The sequence below is a fragment of the Streptococcus oralis genome (assembly GCF_001579025.1).
GTDB lineage: Bacteria > Bacillota > Bacilli > Lactobacillales > Streptococcaceae > Streptococcus > Streptococcus oralis_X.
The window spans coordinates 1,291,192-1,296,957 of the sequence record NZ_KQ970235.1; the positions used below are offsets into that span (position 1 = coordinate 1,291,192).

Here is a 5,766-nt window from a genome sequence, read left to right on the forward strand (position 1 = left end):
GAAGTTATTTTCTGTTTGTTTTCCGATTTTAACCAAATCCAAACGGTCTAGTTTTAAATCAAAGAGATGCTCTGCCACGACCCCTGTCAAGAGTTCCAAGGATGCTGATGAAGACAAGCCTGCACCATTTGGGATATTCCCATAAACATAAAAATCAAACCCTTTGTCAATCACATGTCCAGCTTCTTGCAAGAACTGAAGAACCCCTTTTGGATAGTTGGTCCAGCTGTGCTCTTTTTCAAATTTGAGGTCAGCAAGAGGCACTTCAATGATACCCTTGTCCTCAAAGTTGGCTGAGTAGAAACGCAAAACTTGGTCGTCACGTTTGCGAGCCGCCCCATAAGTTCCCAAGGAAATAGCTGCTGGGAAAACATGCCCACCATTGTAATCCGTGTGTTCACCAATCAAATTGATACGGCCTGGTGAAAAGAAAGTTTGGTCTGCTTCTTGACCAAAAACGGCAAGAAAGTCTTTGCGAAGGGCTTCAGTAGTAAGATGTTGTGTCATATGAATTCTCCTTTGACTGTCCGTTAAGTCACCTTAACGTGTAATCGTTTTCTTCTATTGTATCCAAGGGATTTGTCAAGGTCAATCCTTTTTACTAAAGTTTTACTAAACAATCGGTAAAAAGAAGAAAAATATGATATACTAACTTAAAAGGAGGAGGATTTATGGCTACATTAAAAGACATTGCACAGCTCGCCTCTGTCTCTATCGCGACCGTATCCCGTGTCCTCAATCGCGACCAGAGCCTATCTGTTACAGAAGAAACCAGACATCGCATTTTAACTGTCACTGAAGAGCTGGGCTATACTAAGCATCTCAAGACAGGCGAGTCCCACAAACCCAAGCAAAAGATTGCCATTATCCAATGGGTCAGCGAACAAGGGGAGTTGGACGACCTCTACTACTACCAGATTCGTCTCGGTATTGAAAAAAGAGCCCAAGAGTTGGACTATGATATCCTGCGCTATTTTAATGACCATCCTTTTACCCTCAGCGAGGAAGTGATTGGCATTCTCTGCATCGGAAAATTTAGCCGAGCTCAGATTGCTGCCTTTGAAGAATACCAAAAACCCTTGGTCTTTCTAGACAGTGATACCCTCTCACTAGGCCATACCTGTATTATCACTGACTTTTACACTGCTGTGAAACAAGTTGTAGACCATTTCCTCAGTCAAGGGTTGGATCGAATTGGCATTCTCACAGGTCTTGAAGAAACAACCGACCAGGAAGAAATTATCCAGGATAAGCGGCTAGAAAATTTCAAAGACATTACCCAAGCAAATGGTATCTACCATGAAGAACTGGTCTTTCAGGGGAGCTTTACTGCCCAGTCTGGCTATGACTTGATGAAGGAGGCCATTCACAAGCTAGGAGAACAACTCCCACCAGCCTTTTTCGCTGCTAGCGATAGTTTAGCCATCGGCGCCCTCCGTGCCCTTCAAGAAGCTGGAATTAGCCTACCAGATCGCGTCAGCCTCATTTCTTTTAACGACACTAGCCTGACCAAGCAGGTCTATCCTCCGCTTTCTAGCATTACCGTCTATACCGAGGAAATGGGCCGAGCAGGTATGGATATTCTTAATAAAGAAGTTCTCCATGGTCGCAAAATCCCTAGCCTAACCATGCTGGGCACCAGACTGACTTTGAGAGAAAGTACCACTAATAAATAAGAAAAACTCACAAACAAGATTCTGAACGAAACTTGCTTGTGAGTTTTTTGCTATCCCTCCACAATCATATTTTTAAACAGCTGATAAAAGTAGTATGATACTAATGAGGCGAGCCATTAGTATACACCAACCTATTAGAAAGGAATTTCCAAATGTTAGCTAAAATAACTCCAAACGACTACCTACATACCTACTACAAACAATGGATTACCATTTACAAAGAAGGAGCCATCCGAAATGTTACTTTACAAAAATACAAAATGACCCTGCACTGGCTACAAGAACTAGCACCTGATCTAAAACTATGCGATGTAAATCGTATCGTTTATCAACAGTTACTCAATAACTACGCAAAAGAGCATGAACGTGTCACAACAATGGATTTTCACCATCAGCTTAAAAGTGCGATTATGGATGCTGTAGATGAAGGGTTAATCACTCACGATCCTACTCGTAAGGCCATTATTAAAGGGAAAAATCCTCGAGAAAAGAAGCCAAAATACCTCAATCAGTTTGAACTTCATACACTCTTAACTCATTTAAAGCTATCTAATCATCTCAACTGGGATTGGCTTATATTACTAACAGCTAAGACTGGAATTCGTTTTTCTGAAGCTCTGGGCATCACACCAGCTGACTTTGACTTTCCTCATCAACTACTCAGTATTAATAAAACTTGGAATTATAAAGAAACTGGAGAATTTGCACCAACGAAAAATCGTTCTTCTGTCCGAAAAATTCAATTAGATTGGCAAACTGTCATCCAATTCGCCGAACTAACACGTGATCTCCCTTCAGAACAACCTATCTTTGTTCATGGGAAAATATACAATTCTACTATAAATAACGTCTTAGAGAAGAGATGTAAGGAAGCCAAAGTTCCCGTGATTACTTTACACGGTCTGCGGCATACCCATGCTTCACTTCTGCTTTTTGCTGGTGTTTCAATTGCTAGTGTTGCTAGACGACTAGGGCATGCTAGCATGACCACTACTCAAAAAACATACCTTCATATTATCCAAGAACTTGAAAATCAAGATATTGATTTGATTATGCGATCACTATCTAGTCTCAATTAAGTAGGAATCACTCACGCTGTTGAAGGGTAATGAGCTGATCCAACTCCTGGAAAAAGGAACCGATGGCCGTTTGTTCGGAAAGGGTGGGAGGTAAAGGCAAACGAATGTTTGAAAAATTCTCATAAAAAAGATACTCTCTGACACTTCCCTCTGTATTTTTTCGCACTTCTTTAATAAAATCATCACTCTTTATAAATTGAAGAGCAAATCTGTTATCAACCGACCTGTTAAGTGAGAAAATTACATACAATGAACTAACAATAATACTTTCTCTTAAATGATTAAATGCAATTGAACCAACATTTATTCGTGCTGGATTGTAAACAAAATCATTGGGCTCTACAATCTTGTATGAATTTTTATCTAGAGTATCTAACCTGCTTCCCTCAAATTGTTCTGATTGTGGAATTAAGCCACTTTGATTACTCACTGAATATACAGGATACTCGTTTCCGCTAGAATTTCTCTTACCTCCTTTTGAACTCAAGTCTTTAAACTTCCGCTGTTCCCAAGCGTTCATCCGTTCTTGGTTCCGGCAAAAAACTGCTTCGATAGGAAGCAGTTCAGCATTTTTTATCCTTTGAGGAGCTCTACAAACTTTGCTAGTTCGTTTTTTGCTTCCTCAGTTGTTCCTTCCAGTTCTCCTAAAAGTTTAAAGAGACTAGCTGAGGTTGCTTCTATTTCAGCTCGGACTTGGGTTAATTCTTGTGCAACTTCTGACAAAGGAACTACTTCTTCCTCTTCAAAAGTATCTACATAACGGGGAATATTGAGATTATAATCGTTCTCCTTGATTTCCTCAAGACTAGCCACATGAGCATACTTATCGACATGTTCACGTTCATGATAAGTCTCAATGATTTTAGTTATGTTATCTGCTGTCAGCTTGTTTTGGTTTTTTCCTTTTTCAAAATCACCGGACGCATCGATAAACAAAACATCAGAGCATTCACCACGTGCTTTACGTCCTTTAAAAACAAGCACACAAGTCGGAATGCTAGTTCCATAGAAGAGATTAGCAGGCAAACCGATAACAGCGTGGAGAAGATTCTCATCAATAATCTTTTGGCGAATCTTCCCTTCAGCTGCTCCCCTAAATAGAACACCATGCGGAAGCACAATCGCCATAGTCCCGGTGCTTTCCAAATGGTAGAGGCCATGCAGGATAAAAGCGTAATCCGCCTTAGAAGCAGGAGCAACACCAAACTTGAAACGTGAATCTTTAGAACGATCGATACTCTTAATCTCCCACTTTTGCGAATATGGTGGATTAGCTACAACAGCGTCAAACTTAAGCGGAAGTTGAATACCATCTTTTTCAGCAAAAGGCCAATCCGTATCCAATGTATCCCCCCGTTTGAGATTCATATTGCGATAGTTAACACCATGCATCATAAGGTTCATACGCGCAAGGTTATAGGTAGTGGTATTGAGTTCTTGACCGTAAAAGTCAACACTACCTTCACGCTCCCCTTCTGGCAACTCTTTTTGCACTGTTAAGAGTAAGGAACCTGAACCCATAGTAGGATCATACACTCGAAACTGATCGTCATTTTCCTTCGCATCCACTGTGACAAGTTTTGCTAAGATTTGACTGACCTCATGTGGCGTATAAAACTCACCGCCTTTTTTCCCAGCATTAGCCGCAAATTGACCGATAAGATACTCATACACATCTCCCAAAATATCGCGTCCAGACTCGTCCTTGAAGCTAAACTCATGAATCATGAGAACAATATCGTTAAGTGCCTTGGCGCGCTCGTTAGTGCTCGAACCCAATCGGGTATCCCCAAGATTGATATCTGAAAAGACATTTGCAAAATCTTGCTCAGCCATGGGATTACGCTTAGCTTGTGTCTCAAAAGAGTCAAACATATCTTGGAAATCGCTCGCCTTGATTCGATGGTTTTCGATTTTCGCTACCAAACGTCCCCATGTATACTCCGGCTTAATCGCATAACCAAGATTACTACTAATATCTTCTAAGTAGTCTTCTTGCTCTTCTTTGTCTGTCACATCATAAAACTCTTCCAGACCATTTTGAGCTAAATAGACATCTTGGTTTTCAGATAGATAACGATAGAACATAAAAGGAAGAATATAATTTTTATACTCACTAGCGTCCATCGTCCCACGCAGTTTATTGGCCATTGCCCATAGTTTTGTTGTAATGTCATTTGCTGTACTCATACGAATTTTTTATCCTTTCTATTATGCAAACATCGCTTTCAGCAATGCTGATTTCATGATTTTCAATATTTCCAGCTCACGCTGTTGAAGGGTAATGAGCTGATCCAACTCTTGGAAGAAGGAACCGATGGCCCTTTGTTCGGGGAGGGTGGGGAAGGAAATATTAGTTATCGACAAATTATTCTTATTGACGGATGAAACCTTAGCACCCTGAACCATTGGAAAAATCTGTTTGCGATAGGAATTCGAGTTCAAATAATATCCTAAGAAGTATTGTGCAAAGTCAATCTGTGATCTATATACAATTGTATGTAAACCTGAAACTATATCACCCAAAACATTAGTCAATTCAACGCATTTTCCAACAGAGTGGTCTTCGGCAGCATCTGCAAAAATAATATCTCCATTTTTTAAAAACATTTTCGATGTTATCTTATTATCGTCTATAATAAATGGAATATGAATATTATCAAAACACAATATACTATCAAATTTGACTAAGATATCTCCATAATGTACATTTTTTATACTTCCTGAGTTAAAACTCAATTTTTCTCGCGAAAGAGAGTTGGTTTTAATGGAAAAATCTCCCACCTCCCCAACTTCCGCTGTTCCCAAGCGTCAGTAAAACCAGGAAAACGGATTTCCGGGAAATTTTCTCCATCCTTTGGAAACATTTTTGAAAGAAGAGTCTTTTTTCCTTCTTTCATCAACTCTAGCTCACGCTGTTGAAGGGTAATGAGCTGATCCAATTCTTGGAAAAAGAAACCGATGGCCTTTTGTTCGGGATGATTAACAGGAAATAGTAGCTCCGTATCAAA

General features: G+C 40.0%; 6 protein-coding genes and 1 pseudogene. 2 read left to right on the forward strand and 5 right to left on the reverse strand.

Annotated elements, in window-relative coordinates; translation table 11 throughout:
- The coding region (locus SORDD27_RS06165) for a galactokinase family protein (RefSeq protein ID WP_330997338.1) at positions 1–507 on the reverse strand (507 nt) is incomplete at its 3' end.
- Between the two features lie 164 nt (positions 508–671).
- Between SORDD27_RS06165 and galR the strand changes: the two genes are divergently transcribed.
- Positions 672–1,676 (forward strand): DNA-binding transcriptional regulator GalR, encoded by a 1,005-nt coding sequence (gene galR / locus SORDD27_RS06170; RefSeq protein ID WP_061427987.1) that lies wholly within the window; start codon positions 672–674, stop codon positions 1,674–1,676.
- A gap of 152 nt (positions 1,677–1,828) precedes the next feature.
- On the forward strand, positions 1,829–2,755 hold the full coding sequence (locus tag SORDD27_RS06175) for a site-specific integrase (protein WP_061427988.1): 927 nt from the start codon (positions 1,829–1,831) through the stop codon (positions 2,753–2,755).
- Between the two features lie 7 nt (positions 2,756–2,762).
- Here SORDD27_RS06175 and SORDD27_RS06180 read toward each other — a convergent pair whose 3' ends face one another.
- The 4 genes and pseudogenes from SORDD27_RS06180 to SORDD27_RS10360 form a co-directional block, all read right to left on the reverse strand.
- Positions 2,763–3,275, reverse strand: coding sequence for a restriction endonuclease subunit S (locus tag SORDD27_RS06180; RefSeq protein ID WP_081103369.1), 513 nt, complete (start codon positions 3,273–3,275; stop codon positions 2,763–2,765).
- A 53-nt stretch (positions 3,276–3,328) separates the two neighbouring features.
- The gene (locus SORDD27_RS06185) at positions 3,329–4,945 is read right to left on the reverse strand and encodes a type I restriction-modification system subunit M (protein ID WP_061427989.1); all 1,617 of its coding nucleotides are present in this window, start codon (positions 4,943–4,945) and stop codon (positions 3,329–3,331) included.
- Positions 4,946–4,966: 21 nt separating this feature from the next.
- Positions 4,967–5,563 (reverse strand): restriction endonuclease subunit S, encoded by a 597-nt coding sequence (locus tag SORDD27_RS09770; protein WP_231069313.1) that lies wholly within the window; start codon positions 5,561–5,563, stop codon positions 4,967–4,969.
- Positions 5,491–5,766 (reverse strand): annotated as a pseudogene (locus SORDD27_RS10360) (hypothetical protein); the annotation flags it as partial. The gene SORDD27_RS09770 and the pseudogene SORDD27_RS10360, both read right to left, overlap by 73 nt.